At 46.7% G+C, this 19,765-nt stretch carries 13 protein-coding genes; 8 read left to right on the forward strand and 5 right to left on the reverse strand.

Annotation, left to right across the window (positions count from 1 at the left end; all coding sequences use genetic code 11):
- The first annotated feature begins 1 nt into the window (after position 1).
- The 6 genes from ACRRU2_RS13190 to ACRRU2_RS13215 are packed head-to-tail and all read left to right on the forward strand — an operon-like array spanning position 2 to position 9,100.
- Positions 2 to 844 carry a carbohydrate ABC transporter permease gene (locus tag ACRRU2_RS13190; protein ID WP_331702468.1) on the forward strand — a complete coding sequence of 281 codons (843 nt, stop codon included), beginning with the start codon at positions 2 to 4 and terminating at the stop codon, positions 842 to 844.
- Positions 845 to 894: 50 nt separating this feature from the next.
- Positions 895 to 2,427 (forward strand): hypothetical protein, encoded by a 1,533-nt coding sequence (locus tag ACRRU2_RS13195; RefSeq protein WP_432502271.1) that lies wholly within the window; start codon positions 895 to 897, stop codon positions 2,425 to 2,427.
- A gap of 11 nt (positions 2,428 to 2,438) precedes the next feature.
- The gene (locus ACRRU2_RS13200) at positions 2,439 to 3,326 is read left to right on the forward strand and encodes a glycoside hydrolase family 43 protein (RefSeq protein WP_432502273.1); all 888 of its coding nucleotides are present in this window, start codon (positions 2,439 to 2,441) and stop codon (positions 3,324 to 3,326) included.
- Between the two features lie 37 nt (positions 3,327 to 3,363).
- Complete coding sequence (locus ACRRU2_RS13205) at positions 3,364 to 4,827, forward strand: glycosyl hydrolase family 28 protein (protein ID WP_432502275.1); 1,464 nt, start codon at positions 3,364 to 3,366, stop codon at positions 4,825 to 4,827.
- Positions 4,828 to 4,874: 47 nt separating this feature from the next.
- A complete protein-coding gene (locus ACRRU2_RS13210; protein ID WP_432502277.1) occupies positions 4,875 to 6,203 on the forward strand; it encodes a response regulator transcription factor in 1,329 nt (442 codons plus the stop codon).
- Positions 6,200 to 9,100 carry a sensor histidine kinase gene (locus ACRRU2_RS13215; protein ID WP_432502279.1) on the forward strand — a complete coding sequence of 967 codons (2,901 nt, stop codon included), beginning with the start codon at positions 6,200 to 6,202 and terminating at the stop codon, positions 9,098 to 9,100. The genes ACRRU2_RS13210 and ACRRU2_RS13215 overlap by 4 nt, the downstream gene beginning before the upstream one ends.
- Before the next feature lie 251 nt (positions 9,101 to 9,351).
- Here the strand turns inward: ACRRU2_RS13215 and ACRRU2_RS13220 are convergent, their stop codons facing one another.
- Entirely contained in the window at positions 9,352 to 10,419 is a 1,068-nt protein-coding gene (locus ACRRU2_RS13220) for an NAD(P)/FAD-dependent oxidoreductase (protein WP_331702714.1), read from the reverse strand.
- Between the two features lie 99 nt (positions 10,420 to 10,518).
- Positions 10,519 to 11,622, reverse strand: coding sequence for an aminofutalosine synthase MqnE (mqnE, locus tag ACRRU2_RS13225; RefSeq protein ID WP_432502282.1), 1,104 nt, complete (start codon positions 11,620 to 11,622; stop codon positions 10,519 to 10,521).
- Positions 11,623 to 11,862: 240 nt separating this feature from the next.
- Here mqnE and ACRRU2_RS13230 point away from each other — a divergent pair, with 240 nt between their 5' ends.
- Positions 11,863 to 12,219 (forward strand): HesB/IscA family protein, encoded by a 357-nt coding sequence (locus ACRRU2_RS13230; protein WP_331702712.1) that lies wholly within the window; start codon positions 11,863 to 11,865, stop codon positions 12,217 to 12,219.
- 191 nt (positions 12,220 to 12,410) lie between these two features.
- Here ACRRU2_RS13230 and pflA read toward each other — a convergent pair whose 3' ends face one another.
- The 3 genes from pflA to adhE all read right to left on the reverse strand — a co-directional run bounded on the left by pflA (position 12,411) and on the right by adhE (position 18,162).
- The gene (gene pflA, locus ACRRU2_RS13235; RefSeq protein WP_331702711.1) at positions 12,411 to 13,199 is read right to left on the reverse strand and encodes a pyruvate formate-lyase-activating protein; all 789 of its coding nucleotides are present in this window, start codon (positions 13,197 to 13,199) and stop codon (positions 12,411 to 12,413) included.
- Positions 13,200 to 13,277: 78 nt separating this feature from the next.
- On the reverse strand, positions 13,278 to 15,530 hold the full coding sequence (gene pflB, locus ACRRU2_RS13240) for a formate C-acetyltransferase (protein WP_432502286.1): 2,253 nt from the start codon (positions 15,528 to 15,530) through the stop codon (positions 13,278 to 13,280).
- Between the two features lie 25 nt (positions 15,531 to 15,555).
- Positions 15,556 to 18,162 carry a bifunctional acetaldehyde-CoA/alcohol dehydrogenase gene (gene adhE / locus ACRRU2_RS13245; RefSeq protein ID WP_432502288.1) on the reverse strand — a complete coding sequence of 869 codons (2,607 nt, stop codon included), beginning with the start codon at positions 18,160 to 18,162 and terminating at the stop codon, positions 15,556 to 15,558.
- A 268-nt stretch (positions 18,163 to 18,430) separates the two neighbouring features.
- On the opposite strand from adhE, the gene ACRRU2_RS13250 reads away from it, so the two are divergent.
- Positions 18,431 to 19,168, forward strand: coding sequence for a YwaF family protein (locus tag ACRRU2_RS13250; protein ID WP_331702707.1), 738 nt, complete (start codon positions 18,431 to 18,433; stop codon positions 19,166 to 19,168).
- Positions 19,169 to 19,765: the final 597 nt, after the last annotated feature.

Genomic DNA, 19,765 nt, shown 5'->3' on the forward strand with positions numbered 1-19,765 from the left:
GATGGTAAATGCAGGAATGAAAAATATGCCTTTCCGGATAGCGGTTTATGCCTTGCTCATCATCTTGTCTGTCCTGTTTGTGATGCCTTTATATTGGCTGATTACAAATTCACTGCAGCAGGTAGGGGCAGCATCAACATTTTTGCCGTCGGGCTTGCGTTTTATTAACTACAAATATGCGCTTACGTTTATCGACTATTGGGGCTATGCGAAAAACTCCATTATTATTACAGCTCTTTCTGTCATAATTCCAACAGTAACAAGCGCGTTTGTCGGCTATGGCTTCGCCAGATTAAGGGGACCGGGCAAAAATCTGCTGTTTTTGCTTATGCTCTCCACGATGATGCTGCCAGGTATCGTTACTCAAATTCCAACGTATGTTATTTTCTTTAAGATTGGACTTATTAATACGTTTTGGCCATGGTTTTTCTGGGGGCTTGGAGGCAGCGCGTTCAGCATTTTCTTATACCGCCAGTTTTTTGCGGGCTTTCCGCGTGATTTGGAGGAAGCGGCCAGAATTGACGGTTGTACGACGTTCCGCATTTTCTGGAATATTTTCCTTCCTATCTCCTTGCCTGTAGTGGCGACGGTGTCGATTCTATCGTTCAACGGCGCATGGGGGAACGATTATATTACACCTTTTATGTTCCTGCAGGATGATAAATATCCGCTTGCAACGGCATTGTTCTCGATCGGTTATGTATTTCCGGGACAAAAGGATATTACGATGACACAGGTGCAAAGCGCAGGCTTAGTCTTGTTCGTGCTGCCTATTATTGCAGTCTTCTTTATTGGTCAGCGGTATTTGGTAGAGGGTGTAGTAGCTTCTGCTGTGAAAGGTTAAGGACGTATACAGCTAGCAATGGAATTGACGGCTGAAGAGGAGTGAAGTTTATGGAAAACAAGAAGCGACAAAAGCCCCATCTAAAAGTCCGCAGCAAAAGCGCGGTCTTTTGGCTGCTGCTGGCTGTCCTGCTTGCAGGCATGCTTTCAGCTTGCTCCCAGTCAAGCGTTAAGGAGCAAGGGCTTGCTTTGCCGCCTGAGCTGAAGGAGGAGCTGCCGGTTAACGTGTATAAGGCGCCTGAGGATTTGCCCGTCAATTACCGGTCCTATGATTTTAAAGTTCTCGCTGGCGAGGAAGAGATCGATTTGTATAACGGAGGCGCCAATAGCTGGAATGAGCAGGTTTCCTACGGCTATTTTGACATGCCGGGCCGCAGCAAAATTTCTATTACTCCCAATTTTTCTTTTGATAGCTTTGAAATTGTTCCAAGGTCGTTAGGCATAAAAGGTGAACGCCAAGGGGATGCCATTAGCTTTGAATTAAGCAGGCAGGTACCTGTTTCGCTTGTTCTTGATGGCAATTATAAGGGCAAGGTGCTGCATTTGTTTGCACAGACACTGGAGACGGATATACCGGACAAGAATGATCCGAATGTCATTTTTTTTGAGCCGGGCTTTCATGATCTGGGGGATTACGGCGAACCTCCGCTTATGCTGCAATCGAACCAAACGCTCTATATTAGCGGGGGTGCTGTAGTGCGGGGCAGAGTGCGCGCGGATAACGCCAATAATATTACAATCCGGGGCAGAGGCATATTGCTTAATGATTACCGCTCGAATGACGAATATGACGATATCGCACTGACTCTGGGCTATGTATCCGATTCGTCAGTAAGAGATATTATAGTGAACCGAGATGCCGCCAGCTGGACGGCAGCTATGCATGGGAGCAGCGATATTAGGGTGACGAACTATAAAGCGGTCAGTCCGCGCTTCGCAAGCAGCGACGGCTTCAACATTAACAGCAGCCATGACATTGTGTTTGACGGGGCGTTTATACACTCCGCCGACGATGCAGTTGCAATAAAGGGGCTTTCTCATGAGGAGCCGAAGGATGCGCTTCCTATCTACAATATCACGTACAAAAACGCACAGCTGTGGGCAGATGCCAATAATGCGATCGGCATAGGGGCGGAAACCGTTGCGCCATACTTCAAAAACATTACATTCAGCAATATTGATATTTTGCATAATTATGATGACCGCGACCACCCTGATGTATTGCCTGACCGTTCTGCTATTAATATATTTGCGCTGCAAGGAACGGAATTCAGCGGGATAACGTTTGAAAATATCCGGGTTGAAAAGGCGAAGCGCTTCATTAATATTCAGATGGCGGAAACGTTTTATTTCGGCGCGCTGCAAGGCAACTGGGCTTGGCCCGGCTCGATCAGCGGCATTACGTATAAAAATATTGAATCCTATTCGGACGGCTCCAATGAAATTAAGCTGGAGGGCTGGAGCAACGAGCGGCTTATCTCGGATATCAATTTTGAAAATATAAAGGTGAACGGCAAAAAGCTGAAGAAGGACGATCCGTTGTTTACAGTCAACGAATATGTCAAAGACATTAAAGTAAAGTAGGAGGTCTTAGCATGCTGGAACAAGACATGATGAAGCTTGGCGATATACACATTCGCGATCCGTTTGTATATGCCGATGAGCAAGCAGGCTTTTATTATATGTACGGTACGATAGGTGCGACTGCTTGGGGAGGCGCTGCTGTTGGCTTTGATGGTTACCGCAGCCGTGATTTGCATAATTGGGAAGGGCCCTTTCCTGTATTCCGCGCTCCTGAAGGCTTTTGGGCGGATCATCATTTCTGGGCGCCGGAGGTGCATGATTATGAGGGCAGTTATTATATGCTAGCCAGCTTTAAAGCAGAGGATAAACACCGGGGCACTCAGATTTTAAAAGCGGATAATCCGCTTGGACCGTTTATGCCTATGGGAAAAGGTCCAGTTACGCCTGCGGATTGGGAATGCCTTGACGGCACGCTGTACACGGATGAGCATGGAGCGCCTTGGATTGTATTTTGCCATGAATGGACACAGGTGAAAAACGGCGAGATGTGCGCTATGCAGCTAGAAGCGGATTTGTCAAAGGCGAAAGGTGAACCGCTTGTCTTGTTCCGGGCAGCCGATGCGCATTGGCCTGTCGAGGAAGAAGGTTTCGGTAATTTTGTAACAGACGGGCCATTTCTCTACCGCGCGCCTGACGGTGAGCTGCTCATGATTTGGTCGAGCCATGGCAAGGACGGCTATGCGATCGGAATGGCCCGTTCAGAGAGCGGTGGCATTGAAGGGCCATGGGTACAGGAACGGGAGCAGCTGTTTGAGAAGAACGGAGGGCACGGCATGCTGTTCCGTTCCTTTGAAGGGCAATTGCTCGTTTCCTTGCATGTACCGAATACACATCCTTTTGAGCGCCCGGCCTTTTTCAAAGCAGGCTATCAGGATGGCCGTTTAATGCTGCTTCCTTAATAACGGCAGAGTCATAGAAACGCAGAGGAGAGAAAGTATGGAAACAGAATTTGTAGATAGTAACGGAACTTTTGTGAAAATAGACCATGCGCCCAAAGAGATTGGATACGCCGCAAATGAAGAAAGATTGCAAAAGCAAGGCGAAGATGCCTTTGCGCCTGATCCGGACGGCCTTGTTCTGTCCCGGGATTGGGAGCTGTATGTGGAAGGCCGTGCAGTACCTGTATATGCCGCGCCGATAACGAATGGAGGTCCTCTTTCCTTTGCTTCCTTAAGCTTTGCCGGCGAGCCGGGAATGATTAAGCTGATTGCCAAGAGGAAAACCAGGACGGAGTCTGCTATTATCCGCCCGCTTTCCTTAGGGATAGAAGCGGAGCTTGCCGGCAATGAGATTCATATTCCGGTCGACAGGCCTGCAAAAATGATCGTAGAGACGAACGGAAATACAGAGCGTCCTTTATTTATTACCCTGCATGCCAAGGAGGAGGGCGCTGCCGATCAGGCTGACAGAAGGGTGAAGTACTATGGCCCGGGCCTTCATAAAGTAAGCTCGCTTGAGTTGCAAACCGGCGAGTCCGTGTATATTGCCGGCGGGGCAGTGCTGCAGCTGTTTGTGCCGGAGGATGAAACGCCTGTTATTACAAGCGACTGGGCCAAAAAGCCGAATTACGTTGACTTTATTACAGCGAATGACGCTGAGAATATACGAATTCATGGAAGAGGCATTATAGACATGTCTATGCTGGACTGGCATGCGCGCAAAGCGGTGCTGCTGACCGGCTGCCGCAAGGCGTCGATTGAAGGGCTGACGATCGTTGGAACCTCGCATTGGACGATACATATGTCAAATTGTGTCGATTCTTCTATTGCCGATCTGACGCTAATCGGTTATCGTGAAAACAGTGATGGAATTGATATTGTAAACAGCGAGCGGATTCGAGTGAGCAATTGCTTCATCCGTACAGGCGATGACGCTGTTGCCGTCAAGGCGATGGATGCGCCTCCGGCGCTTGGCGGACGCGATATTCATGTATCTGATTGTACCGTATGGAACGATAAGGTGCGCTGCTTTGGAATTGCCGGAGAGACAAGAACGGATATTTTCGATGTTACTTTTGAAAACTGCGATATCGTGCACAGCACTGCAGTGTGGACGGAAGAGGTCGGCTCGCTGTGTATCGTTGTCGGTGACCGCGGGACGATCTCGAATATCCGCTTTGAAAATATAAGAATTGAAGAAGAGCGGCAGCATGCGATGATTTGCCTTATTTTTAAGGACCGCTGGTCTGTCGATCAAGAGCCGGGAAAAATTAAAAATATTACATTCTGCAATATTGCCATTCCAGAAGGTGTGTCGTCTTTATTTCAAGGGTCTGACGCCTCTCATATGGTTGAGGGCATCCATATTGAAGGTCTTGTTATTGGCGGCAGGCAGGCTAAGAGGCTGGAGGACGTGCCGCTTAAAGTAAATGAGTTCGTGAAGGATTTGACTGTTTCCTGATATAAGCATACATCAAGAGCAAGGCAAACAAGAAAGGAAGATAGTCTATGACTGGCAACCGATACAAACTGATGATCGTGGATGATGAGTATGAAATAAGGCAAGGCCTGCGCAGCTTTGACTATTCCTCCTACCATATTGATGTTGTTGCAGATTGCGAGAATGGCTTGTTTGCCTTGCAGGCGATGATGAATGAGCAAATCGACTTGCTGGTGACGGATATTCGCATGCCGCTTATGGACGGTCTGGAGCTGGCAGAGAAGGTCGCTGGCCGCTATCCCCATATGAAGGTTATTATTTTGTCCGGCTATGACGACTTTGAATATGCGCGAACTTGCATGAAGCATGGCGCGCTTGATTATTTGCTAAAGCCGCTTGATTTCGGGGATTATGGAAAAATATTGGCTCGCGCGGTGCAACTGATTGAGCAGGAGCGGGCGCATGAGCTGCAGCGGGCGGCCTGGGAGCGCAAAGCGAAGCTGTCGGTGCAGCATTTGCGGCAGCGCTTCTTGCGTGATTTGCTGCTTGCCGAAATGAAAGAGGAAGCCTTCGAGCTGGAAAGCAGCGCTGCGGAAATCATGCTGGAGGAGCACAGCGAATATGTGGTGTGCTTGCTGCGCTTCTCGGAATATCCCAACCGGCCGAAAGGGGTCGGAGATAAGGATTGGAGCCTTATTTTATTTACATTGGACAATTTAATGCAGGATTTATGGGATAAGGGATATCATTATGTCGATGCGGACGGACAATGCGCACTTATCTGGACAGATCGTGCAGCGATAGCCGGATATAAGGAAAAGCCGGAATCGCTTGCTGTGGAGCTTGAGCAGCTTATCCAGCGGCTGAAGCAATTCCGAGGCTTGTTTAAATCAAAGCTGATCTACTCGATTGGAACGGTTGTACAGCAGCCGAATCAAATTTGCTGCTCTTATCAAGCAGCAGCGGCGCTTTTTCGGCAGGAGGATTCAAACAACGGAGCTGCGCCGCTTATTTCTGCGGCTGAAACGGGAGAAGCATTGCGCCATACGGAGCAGATCAACGGACACCGGCTTATTCAAGAAGCCAAGCAGTATATAGAGCAAAATTATGACCGGACGATTACACTGGACGATGTAGCCCAGTATGTGCATTTGAATGCCAGCTATTTGAGTTTTTTGTTCAAGGAGCTGACAGGCCAAAAATATATTGACTATATTACCTCGTTCCGAATCGAAAAGGCAAAGAGCTTGCTGAAGCATACGAACCATAAGGTGCATGAAGTTGGAGAAATGGTAGGCTACGAGAATCCAAGGTATTTTACGTTAGTCTTTAAAAAATATGCCAAGCTCTCGCCGATTGAATACCGCAATGCCGCTTATGCGGGAGAAGTGCTATGAAGTTCCGTTATCACCGCAATATGCTAATTAGCGTAGCACTCTTGCTTACGCTATTTTCCGAGATCGCCATATTCGGAATCGGCTACTGGAATATCAATGACACGGGCTCCGAAATAAGAAGGGCATCCGAACAAAATATCGCCAGCCATATTGAAAGCCAGATGATTTCGAAGCTGAATGAAATGAATTCATTAGCGCTGCAGCTGGAGCAGAATGATTTCATATTGTATGCCCGCTCTTTCTACAGCCTGCGTCCACCGGAAGAAGAGCTGGCTGCGCGTCAGGAGCTATTGACGCGTTTGGAGCAGCTGCATCTGTCACCGGAATCCGTGGAACGCATTTATTTTATTGGCGATAATGCCAATCAGAAAAATTTCGGAAAAATAATCAAGACAAGCGAATGGGTCGAAGACAGCCAAATACCGTGGATAGAGGATTTGCAGGATGCCGGCCTGTTAAATTTGTTAACCCGTTATTACGGAATGCCAGCCTATATTCCTAAAGGGATGCTCTCCGATGTGCTGGAGGAGAAGAGAGGCTTGCTGCCGCAGGAGACCTGGGACCGTTTAAGCCTTTTTGCCTCCAGCATTGAAGGTCATTTGATTATTAATAACGGGATTAATCCGCTTAATGTACTCTCGGTAATCGTATTTGACGAGCGCATTCTTACAGCCGAGCTGCCTTCCTCCCAAATATGGAGCGGTTATGCGGGGATTTTGGATGAGAACCAGCAAATTCTATGGACGAATGTGCATGACCGGGCAGCGATGGAAAAGGCGGCCAAACTTGCCGCTTCCGGGGAAACAGAATGGGAGCAGCAACTGGACAGCCGCTATTATGTCAGAACGGTTCCCGTTCCTCCTTACGGTATACGCGTAATTACCTTTGAGCAGCTGCAATATGATTCGCTTTGGAAGTGGAGCAATACCTATACGTATATTATCTTTTTGGCCTGCAGCCTGCTGCTTAGCTTTGTAATCGCGTATAAGTTGGCAAATTCGGTGATGTATCCCTATCAGGCCTTGGCCAGAGCAGTATGGAAAAAGGGGAATGACCTTGATTTTAAGAGCATTCCGGAGCAGCATTTTTCGCGTGGTTGGCTGTCAAAGATGACCATTCGCAAAAAAATGCTCGTTATGCTGCTGTCATCTGTGCTTGTACCCGTGCTGCTGGCCATTAGCATGTACGTCTTTTTAATGTACAGCTATGTGTTTGACAAAGCGGTAGACTTGTCTGTTGAGTCTTCAGATCACTTAGTCGCGGAGCTGCGAAGCCGCATGGAGCGGTACGAAAATTTAACGAACCGTTTGTCGACGGACAGCAGACTGACGAATTTGACCTCTCCGTTTTTATTCAGAGGAAATATGGATGATTTCACAGTCGCAAGCTATCCAGGGCTAAGCGATATTTCCTATTTTGTTATCTATGATGTGAGCGGGGTGGCCAAATATTCCTCGGTCTTTAATAACAACCGTACCTTGTTTAAGCTTCGCACATACGAGAAAAATGTGCTGGAACAGCTGGGTACAGAGGAAATGATCTGGATGACGGGGCAAAAGGATGTATACGGCCATCCGGCCATGATGCTTGTTAAAAAGCTGCAGGTGGCCTCCGGTGCGGCAGGCAAGCCGACAACAGCCTTTTTGCAGGTTGTATTAAAGGAGGAAGCCTTCTCGTACGCAACGACAGATCGCAAGCAAAGCTTTGTTATTCTGGATGAAGCGGGTGAACTGATTTACTCTCACCTTACATCCAAAGCCTTTCAAGAAGCGGCGGTTAGCAACTGGAGCGTTCCGGTCAAAAAAGAGCTGGATGTTCAAATTCAGCAGGTAGAGGGCAGCAATCAGGTTGTTATTCAGCGAGAGCTGGAGAAGACAGGCTGGTATACGAATATTTTTATGACGATCGACGATATTTATTTGAAGATTCAATCTATGTTTTACCGGTTCGGCGTTCTGCTCGTAATTATTATTATGATTATTATGGTTGCGATGTGGCAAATCGCGTATTTGCTCGTTAAACCGATTGAACGATTGAAGCAGGCTATTGAGAATGAGGAACCGCTGCTGGTACAAAGGATGGACAGGGGCGCAGAGCAGCCGCGCGATGAAATCGGCCAGCTTGTAGTCAGCTTTAATCAGATGCTGAAGCAAATCCATGAGCTGATGCAGGAAAATGTGGATAAAGAAATTCGCGAGAAGAAGCTCGTTACCTCGAGAATGAAGGCCGAGCTGGGCATGCTGCAGCAGCAAATTAATCCTCATTTTTTGTATAACACGCTTGAAGCCATCAATATGAGGGCTCACCAGTACGGAGCGGCAGAAGTAAGCACGATGGTAAAGTCGCTAGCCAAAATATTCCGTTTCACGATCAATACGGGCAGCGAGGTTGTTGCATTATCTGACGAGCTGGAGCATGCTCGCAACTATTTGACGATTCAGGAGCTGCGCTTCCAGAACAAGTTTACAGTTCGGTGGGAGCTGGATGAAAGCGCGATGAAGCTTTCCGTTTTAAAGTTTATTCTGCAGCCAATCATTGAAAATGCGCTGCAGCATGGAATAGAAGATTTGTACGGCGAAGGGGAGCTGCTTATTCGTACAGAGCTGTCTGGTCATCTGTTAAAGCTTACGGTACAAGACAACGGTATTGGCATGGGTGAAGAAGAGCTGGAGCGGGTGAGACAGTCGCTGACGATTGAAACGGAGAAATCCGCAGAGCAGCGGGCCTGGATGAGATCGGCTGCCAGTTATTCCAGCGGTGTAGGGCTTATTAATGTATACCAGCGATTGCGCTTGTATTATGGCGAGCAATTGGAGCTTGTGATTGAGAGCGAGGAATTCCAAGGCACAACGGTCACGATTGTGCTTCCGGTACATCAAAAGCTGGAGGAAAGCTGAGCTGAGGAATAGCGGCAGAACGGTGAGAAATGAAGTGCAGCATTGGAGCAAGAAGCTTGCGCCGATCGATCTTCAACCATTGGACAAATTAAAGACTGCTTTACAGCCTTTTGCAGGCTGTAAAGCAGTCTTTTTAGTTTTATTAGCTTGCATTTTAACGTATTATGTCGTTATAAAGGAGTGGCAGCTAATTGTAAGCATCCAAACTTGATCGCAGTGCCCGTTCTTTACTTATACCTGTTGTTTCCGAATTAGCCCTTATGTCGCTTCGAATTCCAAAGCACGCCGCTTTTAATCAATCTAGGCACACGTCCTAATATAGGCGTATTGCCCATCAAGCCAAAGCCGCTTTTTTTGCCTAGAGAGCCAAGAACGCCTTTAAGCTTTATCGTGCCTAACTTTGGATTACGGTTATTCCACATGGCATGCAGCACTTCTGCGATTTGTTTGCCCTGAGCGCCAGCAGCTTGCCCGCTAGGGGAATAAGGAAGCGCAGCGCAATCGCCGACAACAAATATGTTAGTGTATTGAGGGAGCTGATGATACTCGTTAATAATAAGACGGCCTATCGTATCCTTTGGCAAATTCATATGCTGCACCAGCGCAACGGGCTGGATACCCGCTGTCCACACTGTCACATCCGTGTATATAGGCTCAGGCGAGTTGGCATCGCTCAGCTGTCCTTCCTCAAGACGAAACAGATTGGTGTTGCCCCGCATCTCGATATGATGCTCGGTAAACCAATCCATAACAAAGGTTTGCAGCTTGCCTGGGAATGCGCCCAGAGGCTTAGGACCGCGGTCAATAAGCCTGATGTTAAGGTCTGGCCGGCTTTCTCTAAGCTCAGCAGCTACTTCAACCCCGCTAAGTCCTCCGCCAATTATGGAAACCTGACCGTAGGGCTTTACATCATTAAGAAGAGCGTAGGTTCTTCTCGCTCCTGAGAAGGTTTGAATGCTCGTTGAGAATTGTTCGGCTCCTTCAATGCCATGATACTTATCTGTGCAGCCAAGCCCGATAACGAGCCAGTCATAATGCATTTCTTCCGCGTTTTGCATATGAACGATTTGCTTTTCCATATCAATCGACATAACTTCGCCATAACAAAAGGAAACCTGCGGGTGAACCGGAAATTGTACGCGAAGCTCCAAGTCCGATACCGTGCCTGCGGCCAGCGCGTAAAATTCAGTTTTAAGCCCTTGGAATGGCATGCGATCAATAAGGGTGACGGAAACATCAGCGGGCAAGTGCTTTTCTATCAGCTCGTTAATTACCGCAAGACCGCCATAGCCTCCGCCTAATACAATTAATTTTTTCATCTTTATAGCCCCATTAATTTTTATAATAAATGTAGCATTAACCTTCACGCAGTCAATTAGTCAGAAAATGTGCAAGTCAGATATTAAAATACTGCTAAACTATTCGTAAACTTTAATTTCGTTATAGAAAGTATCGCGTTCTACAGGAATACGTCCTGCTCCTTTAATTAGCCAAATCAAGTCCTCGCGTGTAATGCCTTCAGGCGTTAGCGCACCGGCCGCATGGCTGATTTTTTCCTTCACAATCGTGCCGTGCGCATCGGAAGCTCCCATCGTAAGCGCAACCTGGGTGAGCTGTACGCCAATGTTAATAAAGTAAGCCTTAATATGCTGGAAATTATCGAGCATCAAACGGCTGATGGCAATAGTTTTCAAATCCTCAAACGCTGAATTGCGTCGGCGAATGCCTGCTCTCGGATTTATCGGCTGCATTGATAATGGAATGAATACAAGGAAGCCATTCGTATCGTCCTGCAGATCTCTTATGTGCAGCATATGGCGAATACGATCCTCTTTGGATTCGATAGAGCCATACAGCATCGTCGTATGCGTACGCAGGCCCAGCTCGTGAGCTGTTCGGTGCACATTAAGATAGGCGGTTACATCGGCTTTATCTACACGCATTTTTTTACGGTAGTGATCTGACAGTATTTCTGCGCCGCCGCCAGTCAAAGATTGCAAGCCGGCTTTCATCAGCTCCTGCAGCACCTCTTTGTAAGATAGACCGCTTATGCGCGAGAAGAAATCAATCTCAGCCGCTGTATAAGCCTTGAGCGTTACATCAGGATAGCGGTCCTTGAGCGCTTGCAGGGAATCAACATAGTATTGGAATGGCACATGCTGATTATGCCCGCCGACAATGTGAAACTCGCGTACGCCCGGATGATAATGCTGCTCTATGTATTCAATCATCTGCTCGCCGCTAAGCGTGTAGGCCCCTTCATCGCCTTCATCTTTTCTAAAATTGCAAAAAGCGCAGCGGGATTCGCATACGTTAGTAAAATAAAGGCTCATATTTTCGATAAAATAAACTTTCTTACCGTTTTTCTTTATCGCAACTTCATTGGCAAGCTGGCCAATAGTAAGCAGATCGTCTGATTCATAAAGAAATTTTCCATCCTCAAGGGTAAGCCTTTCGTTATTGCGGACTTTCTCAGCAATATACTGCATTTGGGATGATGAATTTGGAACAATAATATTCATAGTAAGGACCTCCACATTCATTTGCTTGTGAAAAAAATAACATAATAGAACGACAAGTTAACTAATTTGATTATAAACCTCTACCGAAGCAGGAGCAATATGAAAAGTGAGAGAAGGCATTTGAAAACATTGGGTAGTGCATAAAAGGGCTATGTCTTGAGCATGCTATTTATTTGCAGTATACTATAGAGAAGTAAGTGAATTATTTACTTTCATTTTATATATATGGAGGGATGTACAATGATCACGATTAGTGAGCTGGCATCTGAAAAAATAAAAGAAATGCTTGAGCAAGAAGAGATTCCAAACCTGTTCTTGAGACTTGGCGTAAAGGAAGGCGGCTGCAGCGGTTTTTCTTACGGCATGGGTTTCGATGATGAATTGACGGAAGATGACGAGGCATTAGAGCTTAGCGGCATTAAAGTCGTAATGGACAACGATAGCAAAAAATATCTTAACGGATTGCAGATTGATTTCAAGGAGACCGCAATGGGCGGGGGCTTCACGATAGAAAACCCTAATGCGTCCGTAACTTGCGGCTGCGGTTCCAGCTTTAGAACAGCAGCTGCTGCAGGCAAGCCAGATAGCGACTGCTAATATTGAATAACCAGCTGTCATGAAAGATGACGGCCAAACAAATAAAAGGATGGTCTAAGCGAGTTTGGCAAGCTTGACCATCCTTTTATTTGTTTTTTTAATTATAAGACTTTATAAGTTTTCACTATAAAATTGTTCTTATCATTCGTCGGTAAACGCACCTGTTCAAAGGACATCAGAGCCGTTTATCCTTACATTCCTATATCAATGTGAAGGTTATCTTTTAATTGTGCACGTACAATACTTTCAGCACGCTCCATCTGTGCTTTAGTGGGCGGATCTACATCGTTTAACGTGTATTCCAGTCCTAACTGATCCCATTTGTATTTTCCCATTATGTGATAGGGAAGCAGCTCAAGCTTTTTAACATTTCCAAGGCATTCCATAAATTGCCCGAGCTTTATTAAGTCCTCTTCATGATCCGTTACGCCGGGAATAACGACATGTCTTATCCATACATACTGCTGCCGGTCAGCTAAATATCGGGCAAAGCCAAGTATCCGCTTATTGGATTGCGTAGTTAGAGCTTGATGCTTAAGCTCATCAATCATTTTCAAATCCAGCATAATCAGATCAGCTGCATCAAAAAGGCCTGTTTCGTCAGCATGATGCGGTTCGCAGAAGCCGGATGAATCAAGCGCGGTATGCAGACCCCATTCCTGCTTAATCGCTCGGAACAAGGCTGCAACAAAAGGCGCTTGCAAGGTAGGCTCTCCGCCTGATACAGTAACTCCGCCGTTGGATCGCTTATAGTAATTTATATAAGGCCTGATTTCCTCTAAAACCTCTGCTACAGTCATTACTTTGCCCGTTGTTGTATCCCAGGTGTCTGGATTATGGCAAAATCTGCAGCGAAGCGCACAGCCTTGCAGAAACAGGACGAATCGAATGCCTGGGCCATCCACCGTTCCAAAGGTTTCTATGGAGTGGATACGTCCTGTTACTTGCAGGTCAGATTGCGGTGGGGTGGCCATTCTCATGCGCCTTCATCCTTTCGTTAATAGGATTAAGATCCTCCCTCCCGGGAAGGGAGGGAGTTTTATTGCATTGTTGATGATCTACATCTCGCCATGGAAGGTACGGCTAATGACTTCAAGCTGTTGTTCTTTTGTAAGTTTAATAAAGTTAACCGCATAGCCGGATACGCGAACGGTCAGCTGTGGATATTGCTCAGGATGCTCCATCGCATCCAGCAGTGTCGCGCGGTCAAATACGTTGACATTCAGGTGATGCGCAGATTGCGACATATAGCCGTCAAGCAGCGCGGCAAGATTGCTTACCTGTGCTTCATTGTCTTTGCCGAGCGCCTTTCCAACGATTGAGAATGTGTTGGAAATTCCATCAAGCGAATGCTCATATGGAAGCTTCGCTACGCTTGATAACGAGGCTAGAGCGCCTTTGCGGTCGCGGCCGTGCATAGGATTGGCGCCTGGCGCGAACGGTTCGCCTGCTTTGCGTCCATCCGGTGTAGTGCCTGTTTTCTTGCCATAAACGACATTGGATGTAATCGTTAGTACAGATTGAGTTGGAATGGCATCCCGGTATGGCTTATGCTTTTGCAGCTTGCTCATAAAGTTTTCTACCAGTTGTACTGCAATTTGGTCGACAAGATCATCGTTGTTGCCGTATTGAGGGAAATCACCTTCGATTTCAAAATCGATAGCGATGCCTGCCTCGCTGCGTACTGGTTTAACCTTAGCGTACTTTATAGCACTCAAGCTGTCTGCTACAACAGATAGGCCTGCAATGCCGCATGCCATCGTGCGTATAATCTCGCGGTCATGGAGTGCAAATTCGAGACGCTCGTAGCAATATTTGTCGTGCATATAGTGAATGACATTCAGCGTATTCATATACAGCTCTGCCAGCCATTCCATAACTTGATCGAAGCGCTCCATTACGACATCGTAAGATAACACTTCATCCATAATCGGATCAGATTTAGGTGCGACTTGTACGCCCAGTATTTCATCTACGCCGCCGTTAATCGAGTAGAGCAATGCTTTGGCAAGATTCGCTCTGGCACCGAAAAACTGCATTTGCTTGCCGATTCTCATTGCGGATACACAGCAGGCGATACCGTAATCGTCGCCGAATTGCGGACGCATTATATCATCATTTTCATATTGGATGGAGCTAGTTTCAATAGATACTTTAGCACAATATCGCTTGAAGCCATCCGGCAGGCTTTCAGACCAAAGCACAGTCAGGTTCGGTTCAGGGGCAGGTCCCAAATTATATAGCGTGTGCAGAATACGGAAGGAGCTTTTTGATACTAAAGTTTTTCCATTTTCGGCCATGCCGCCGATTGACTCTGTCACCCAGGTAGGGTCGCCGCTGAACAGCTCATTATAATCAGGAGTGCGCAGGAATTTGACAATTCTAAGCTTCATGACAAAATGGTCAATAATTTCTTGCGCTTCCTGCTCTGTCAGCACACCGGCCTGCAAATCTCTCTCGATATAAATATCAAGGAAGGTAGAGACGCGTCCAAGGCTCATGGCTGCTCCATTTTGTTCCTTGATTGCGCCCAGATAGGCGAAATACAACCATTGAACAGCTTCTCTGGCATTGCCCGCAGGCTTCGAAATATCAAAGTCGTAGCTTGCTGCCATTGTTTTAAGCTCCTGCAGCGAACGGATTTGCTCGGAATGCTCCTCACGCTCGCGGATGACGCTCTCGCTCATAGGAAGCAGGTCGGACAGCTTCATGTCCGCTTTTTTCTGCTCAATCAAGCGATCCACGCCATACAAAGCTACACGGCGGTAGTCGCCAATAATACGGCCGCGGCCGTAAGCATCGGGCAAGCCTGTTATAATTCCGGCTCTGCGCGCAGCTCTCATCTGCGGCGTATAAGCATCGAATACGCCTTGATTATGAGTCTTTCGCAGGTCGGTGAACAAACGGGAAATTTCCTCCGGCAGCTCGAAGCCATATGCCTTACAAGCATCCTCGACCATTCTTACGCCGCCAAACGGCTGTATAGAGCGTTTGAATGGCGCATCTGTTTGTACGCCTACAATTTTCTCCAGCTCTTTATCCAAATAGCCAGGCCCATGAGAAACGATAGAGGAGGGCGTATTTACATCCACATCGAGCACGCCGCCGCGCTGGCGTTCCTTGGCAGTCAGCTCGCTGATAATATCCCATAATCGCTTTGTCGCCTCGGTTGGTCCTGCCAGGAAGCTGTCATCGCCTTCATAAGCAGCGGCATTGCTCACGATAAAGTCGCGCACATCAATATTATCCTGCCATGTCCCTTCCTTAAAGTTCTCCCAATATTCGTTGCGAACAGATTGAATTGTAGTCATGCTGATTTCCTCCATTTCGTAATGTTTATTCTAAAATTCCGTAATAAGCATTGCGGTAAAGCAGAGCCAGCTCTGAAATTAACGGCATGCGAGGATTTGTCGTTGTACATTGATCCTCGAACGCTGCCCCGGCCAGCTTGTCGACAGAAGCGATAAATTCCTCCTCGGCAATACTGGCAGCTTGGAAGCTGTCTGGTATGCCAAGAGATCGGTTAAGCTTGCGTATGGCCTCTATTAAGCTGCTGACTCCTTCTTCGGTAGAACGTGCAGGCAAGCCGAGCATTCTGGCAATATCAGCATAACGCGTATCTGCCTGATAATGATCATAATTGGAGTAGGACTGGAATTTAGTCGGCCGGCTTGCATTATAACGAATAACATATGGCAGCAATATAGCATTGGTACGGCCATGCGAAAGCTTGAAATGAATCCCGAACTTATGAGCTAGGCTATGATTGACACCCAGATACGCATTGGCAAATGCCATTCCAGCTATGGTAGAAGCATTGTGCATTTTTTCGCGTGCGGTTTTATCGCCTGTTGCAAAGGAATGCTCCAAATGCTCAAATACAAGGCTGATCGCTTTCATGGCCAGTCCGTCGGTAAAGTCGCTGGCCATAATCGAAACATAAGCTTCTATTGCATGCGTCAGTACATCCATACCGGCATCAGCTACTGTAATATCAGGCAGGCTGTACGTAAACTCCGGGTCAATTATGGCGATATTCGGCGTCAGCTCATTATCCAGAAGCGGGTACTTCATAACGCCGTCCTGTGTATCGGTTATTGCTGCATAGGAGGTCACCTCCGAGCCGGTGCCTGACGTAGTCGGAATCGCAACCAGCTGTGCTTTTTGTCCAAGCTTAGGATACTTATACACTTTATTTCGGATATCTAAAAATTTCATTTTAGCTGAGTTGAAGTCGGTATCCGGATATTCATAAAACAGCCACATCGCTTTGGCAGCGTCTATCGGTGATCCACCGCCCAAGGCAATAATGCAATCCGGCTGAAATCTGTTCATTATGGCAGCGCCGCGGTGTACGGTTTCAATAGAAGGGTCAGACTCCACATCTGCAATTATTTCAATTTGAACGGGAGTTTTTCTTTTGCGCAAATAATATTCGACCTTATTGACATAACCGAGCTCGACCATGCTTTTGTCCGTTACGATAACGATGCGATGGATGTTAGGTATTTTGCTTAAATACTGGGTAGAGCCCTTCTCAAAATATAGCTTTGGCGGAATTTTAAACCACTGCATATGCACAGCGCGTTCAGAAATTCTTTTAAGATTCAGCAGCTTCACAGAAGACATGCCCGTAGAGGACGAATGCCCGAAGTGGCCGCTGCTGAGTGAAAGATAGGGTAAATTTGTCGTGTAGTAGTCGCCAATTGCTCCAAGCGTAGACGGCGAATTGATAATAATTCGAACCGCCTGCAGCCTGGAGGCGAATGCAGAGATCGTCTCTTGATCATGAGAGTGAATAACCGCTGAATGCGGCGCCCCGCTATAGTTGATTATGCCAGCCGCACGTTCAATGCCCTCTGCGGCGTCCTTTACTTTGTAGCATGCAAGGATGGGGCTTTGCTTCTGGGCAGAAAGCGGATAGTCATCTCCAACGCCTGCCAGCTCTGCTATAAGTATCAGCGTATCCTGAGGGACAGATATACCGGCTTTCTCCGCAATCCAGAGCGCAGATTGGCCTACCATATCATTGAGCAGCTTGGAGTCACGCATAGCGACATACAATTTGGATACCGCCTGTATTTCAGCTTGATTCATAAAATAGCAGCCTAGCGCCGTCATCATATGCTTCATCGTCGGATAAATAGCTTCCTCTATTATGACTGACTGCTCTGAGGCGCTAAGCATGCCGTTATCAAACGTTTTTGACATAATCAGATCTGTAACAGCTTGCTTCAGGTTCGCTGTGCGATCAATGAGGCAAGGCACATTGCCGGGACTTAATCCAAGCGTGGGCTTTCCTGTACGATGAGCTGCCTGGACGGTTGCGTCATCGCCTGACGCTAGTATTAGTGCGATTTCCTTATGTTTAAGAAGCTGGTCGACTGAATGGGACGAGGGCTGCTCCAGCCACTGGATGCAGTGCTTCGGAGCGCCTGCCTGAACCGCCGCCTTGTACAGCTCTTTGGCAGCCTGAGTGCTTGATTTTTCAGCAGCAGGATGAAAGATGAATATAATCGGATTGCGTGTCTTTATGGCAAGCAATGCCTTGAACATCGCTGCCGATGTCGGGTCTGTATATGGGATGATGCCGGCAATAACGCCTACAGGCTCGGCAATAATATTGTAATTCTCGTATTCGTTTGTTTCGATAATACCAACCGTTTTATCTTCTTTCATGCTGTTGCAGACAGACTCTGTAGCGAATAAATTTTTTGTGATTTTATCCTCGTAGATGCCTTTTCCTGTTTCTTCGACAGCCAGCTTGGCAAGCTTCATATGCTGATCGAGCCCAGCAAGCGCCATTTTGTGGACGACCAAATCGACCTGTTCCTGTGAAAGCGACATGAATTGCTCCTGCGCTTGTTTAGCGCGGCTCACAAGGACATCAGTCAATGCGGCTGCGGAACCTGTTGCGAGCACGCTCCAATCCTTGGCGGCCATATGCACTCACTCCTTCTTTGAAATAGGTTCTATCCTTATCCTACTTCAATTAAGCGTTGCTGCATGTGAGATTAATCACGTATGCAAGTTTTTTACTTATGAGGCTTTGAGAGGCTTTAAGAGGCTTTAAGAGGCTTTAAGAGGCTTTGAAAGGCTTTGAAAGAGCTTTGAGTCGGTACTCGTATAATTATCAATACCCAAATTTGTTGGCTGCGCCTATAATAAAAGGGGACTTTATGTAAAAAAATTCGTGGAGGTGAAAGCGAGTATGGAATTTGATGCTGTCATCGGGTCAGAATACCAATTTTTCGCCTACTCTTCATCACATTTTATAATGCTGGGAATTTTTATTTTTCTTATTACATGCTTATATGTAAGCCGCAAATGGTTGAAAGAAGGGCAGAAAAGCAAATATAGCAGAATCGCATTGGCTAGCGTGCTTATTTTATGTGAGTTGACATTAAACTGGTGGTATGTCGATCAAAGCATCTATAGAACGAAAGATACATTACCGCTGGAATTATGCAGCATCTCGCTTTATCTCTGTATCTTTATGCTGCTGTTTAATAATCGTTTTATTTTTCAAATCGCTTATTTCATCGGAATTGGCGGCGCTATTCAAGCTTTGCTGACTCCTGTACTTTTTTACGGGGCACCGCATTTTCGTTTTTACCAGTTTTTTATTGCGCATATGGGAATCATTCTTGCTGTGCTTTATATGGCGTGGGTGGAGGGCTACCGTCCGACATTGAAATCTGTCGGGCTGACGATGGTTTTTTTAAACATCCTGCTTGTTATTGTCCTGCCGATCAATTGGCTGACTGGCGGAAATTATATGTTCTTGGCTCATAAACCGGAGACAGCTTCATTGTTGGATTTTCTTGGTCCGTATCCTTGGTACCTGCTTTCTATGGAAGCTTTTGCTCTTTTCTTTTTTTTATTGCTCTACTTGCCATTTTCCAAGCGCTTCGAACGCATGAAGATAAAGAGAAGAAACTCGCTATAGTTTCGCACCGCGCGCAGCTCCCAGCGTGCGGTGTTTCGATGCATGACGGCGGTCGGTCGACCACCAGGAGGATGCGAAGGTCACTGGGGCGATACGTTGGAAAGCTAAAAATGAAATTTGTAGATTAGTTAGGTTAGTTAGATTAGTTAGATTAGTTAGGTGCGGATGAAGTTTGACTAAAACATTTGTGTTCGAGTTTACCAGTCTATTGGGCGCCCAGACTGCCTAATTCTGCGTTCAAACCAGCGTGCACCGGGTCATCAAAATCTTCATTTGTTCAGGACTAGCTGTATTTTATTAGGCTGTTGAAAACGCATTTTTCTAACGAAGCTCAGGAGACTCAGGAGACTGTCGATTAATTGTGAATAGGGCAATAAATCGAAAGAGATGTTACTACGATCAAGTTTGGGATTCCGGCCGCTGTTGTAGCCCAATTTTTTGATGAAACAACCCCTGTAAAGGATAATATTGGCCTACAAAGGCGGACGCTGCCGCTTCTCCATTCCCAATCTTGCTCTTCGTTCCCCTTTCTTATTGCTTATCAATAGTTGCCCACAATGAATCGACAGTCTCTCTAGCTTCGTTAGATTTAAAATT

Origin of the sequence: Paenibacillus sp. GXUN7292 (assembly GCF_050864975.1) — a bacterium.
GTDB lineage: Bacteria > Bacillota > Bacilli > Paenibacillales > Paenibacillaceae > Pristimantibacillus.

What these genes read in the sequence shown, in the direction of transcription:
- ACRRU2_RS13190 (WP_331702468.1), top strand. Translation starts at nt 2, where the DNA reads ATGGTAAATGCAGGAATGAAAAATATGCCTTTCCGGATAGCGGTTTAT.
- ACRRU2_RS13195 (WP_432502271.1), top strand. Translation starts at nt 895, where the DNA reads ATGGAAAACAAGAAGCGACAAAAGCCCCATCTAAAAGTCCGCAGCAAA.
- ACRRU2_RS13200 (WP_432502273.1), top strand. Translation starts at nt 2,439, where the DNA reads ATGCTGGAACAAGACATGATGAAGCTTGGCGATATACACATTCGCGAT.
- ACRRU2_RS13205 (WP_432502275.1), top strand. Translation starts at nt 3,364, where the DNA reads ATGGAAACAGAATTTGTAGATAGTAACGGAACTTTTGTGAAAATAGAC.
- ACRRU2_RS13210 (WP_432502277.1), top strand. Translation starts at nt 4,875, where the DNA reads ATGACTGGCAACCGATACAAACTGATGATCGTGGATGATGAGTATGAA.
- ACRRU2_RS13215 (WP_432502279.1), top strand. Translation starts at nt 6,200, where the DNA reads ATGAAGTTCCGTTATCACCGCAATATGCTAATTAGCGTAGCACTCTTG.
- ACRRU2_RS13220 (WP_331702714.1), bottom strand. Translation starts at nt 10,419, where the DNA reads ATGAAAAAATTAATTGTATTAGGCGGAGGCTATGGCGGTCTTGCGGTA.
- mqnE (WP_432502282.1), bottom strand. Translation starts at nt 11,622, where the DNA reads ATGAATATTATTGTTCCAAATTCATCATCCCAAATGCAGTATATTGCT.
- ACRRU2_RS13230 (WP_331702712.1), top strand. Translation starts at nt 11,863, where the DNA reads ATGATCACGATTAGTGAGCTGGCATCTGAAAAAATAAAAGAAATGCTT.
- pflA (WP_331702711.1), bottom strand. Translation starts at nt 13,199, where the DNA reads ATGAGAATGGCCACCCCACCGCAATCTGACCTGCAAGTAACAGGACGT.
- pflB (WP_432502286.1), bottom strand. Translation starts at nt 15,530, where the DNA reads ATGACTACAATTCAATCTGTTCGCAACGAATATTGGGAGAACTTTAAG.
- adhE (WP_432502288.1), bottom strand. Translation starts at nt 18,162, where the DNA reads ATGGCCGCCAAGGATTGGAGCGTGCTCGCAACAGGTTCCGCAGCCGCA.
- ACRRU2_RS13250 (WP_331702707.1), top strand. Translation starts at nt 18,431, where the DNA reads ATGGAATTTGATGCTGTCATCGGGTCAGAATACCAATTTTTCGCCTAC.